Source organism: Candidatus Accumulibacter vicinus, from assembly GCF_000584955.1.
GTDB lineage: Bacteria > Pseudomonadota > Gammaproteobacteria > Burkholderiales > Rhodocyclaceae > Accumulibacter > Accumulibacter vicinus.
In genome coordinates this window covers 78,259-80,245 of sequence record NZ_JDSS02000037.1, presented here as the reverse complement: position 1 = coordinate 80,245, position 1,987 = coordinate 78,259, and the positions used below count along the sequence as shown (strand labels likewise).

General features: G+C 65.8%; 2 protein-coding genes. Both read right to left on the bottom strand.

From position 1 onward, the window contains the following. A partial coding sequence (locus tag CAPSK01_RS16180) for an ATP-binding protein (RefSeq protein WP_273703856.1) occupies positions 1-1,366 on the bottom strand: 1,366 nt, incomplete at its 3' end. An 11-nt stretch (positions 1,367-1,377) separates the two neighbouring features. Continuing rightward, positions 1,378-1,987, bottom strand: a 610-nt coding sequence (locus CAPSK01_RS16175; RefSeq protein ID WP_034929014.1) for a substrate-binding domain-containing protein, incomplete at its 5' end; no start/stop codon positions are given.

Genomic DNA, 1,987 nt, shown 5'->3' with positions numbered 1-1,987 from the left:
TCGGGGCCGCCGCGCCTCCCGGCGACTCGGCGGGGGACGCTGGTTTCGCCGGCATCTCATCCCGCCCCTCCACCGGGGTGACCGGCAGCGTAAACCAGAACGTCGAACCTTCACCCAGGGTGCTCTCGACGCCTATCTGACCGCCCATCAGCGTCACCAGCTCGCGCGAAACGGCCAGCCCCAGACCCGTTCCCCCGAATCGGCGGCTCATCGTCCCGTCCGCTTGGGAAAAGGGCTTGAAGAGCTTTGCCACGGCCTTCGAGTCCATCCCGATTCCGGTATCGCGGACGGTGAAGCGCAATACCAGTGCACCGGAACGGTCGGCGCCGCTTCCGTGGGGCCCTCCCTCAACCGACAGTTCGACCTCTCCCCGCTCGGTGAACTTCACGGCATTACCGATCAGGTTGGTCAGGATCTGCCGCAGCCGGCCAGCATCGGTGTGGACCATGGTTGGCAACTCGGGGGAGAGGCGCAAGTGAATTGCAACGTTTTTCTTCTGCGCCGGCACGGCGAGGAACTCGGCCACCTCCATCGATAGGGCGCGCCAGTCGCAGGCGGAGATATCCAGTTCAAGACGGCCGGCTTCAATTTTTGCGAAGTCCAGGATGTCGTTGAGAATACGCAGCAGCGCCAGAGCCGATCCATGGATCTGGCGTACCTGCGCTTGCTGGCCCGGATCGAGCGGGGTGTGCAGCAACAGCTCGGTCATTCCGATCACCCCGTTCATCGGGGTGCGAATTTCATGGCTCATGGTGGCCAGGAATTGCGACTTGGCACTGTTCGCCGCTTCGGCCTGCTCCTTCTCCCGTCCCATCTCCAAGGACCGGCGCTGTTCCGCCAGGAGCTCGGCATTCGCCTGGCGCAGGGCGCGCAACGGCAGGAAGCGCAGCGCCAGGAACACGGCCGCGGCCAGCAAGAGACCCAAGCTCCCCGCGGCCAGGGTCTCCATGATCAGCGTGCGCATCGAGCGGACGATTTCGACGTGCCCGACTGTGCGGCCAGCGTCGTAGATCGGCTCCCGGCGCACCTCGAAGGGCCCGGCGATCGGATCGGCACTTTCCGCCACCAGCGTTCCGTCCAGGTGGAAGACCCGCCTGATCTCGGGTGTGCCGTCTTCGGGTCGGCGGCGCAGCGGAATCGAGACCCTTTCGTACTGGAACTGCCAGATCTCCGGATTGGAGTGCACATGCTGGGTGACTATCCGGGCGTTGATCTCGGCCTCTGCTTCGAGGGTCGCGCCAAGGGCTGCCCGGCCGAGGGCGAAGTAGGCGACTGGAAAGACCAAGGCGATTGCGGCACTGACGAGCAGCGCGATGATGGTCAGGATCCTTTCCATCCGTCCGCCATCAGGTGTCTCGTCCGCCATGTCGCCGATCCTCAGCGAGTGACGACGTGCCCGTTGGCTTCGAGGAGCGCGCGCCCTTCCGCCGACCGGACGAAGGCGACGAACTCGCGCGCCGTATCGGACCCACCCTGGCGGGTCACGATAAAAAAGGGCTTGTAGAACTTGTAGGCGCCCGACGCCAGACCCTGGAGTGACGGCACGGCGTCGTCGATCGCAACCAGGTGCAGTCGGCGGCGTTCGGACGCCAGTATCGACAAGGTGCTCGTCCCGATCGACCCGCCCAGCGACTCTGCTTCGGTCGCGGCATCCTGATCGGTGGCGGCGACCACCATGCCGGGCCGCTGATGGGCGATCTTCAGCGCCGCTGCGATCTCGGGCGCCATTTGCCCGAAGTAGGTGGTGTCGCTGTCGGTCAGCGGCCGCAGTACGACCCGCACCGGTTCGCCATCGGGCCAGGTCGCGATGCGTCCGCTCAACATGCCCGCAACATCGCGGGCCGCCAGCCGCGTCACGCCGGACTTGCTGGTCACCAAACCGAACGGCGAGCGGCCATACTCGAAGGCCTCCAGATCGGGCCGTTGCTCGCTCTCCTTCAGCGGACGGCTGGTCAGCGCAATGTCGATGACCCCGGCCAGGAGTGCC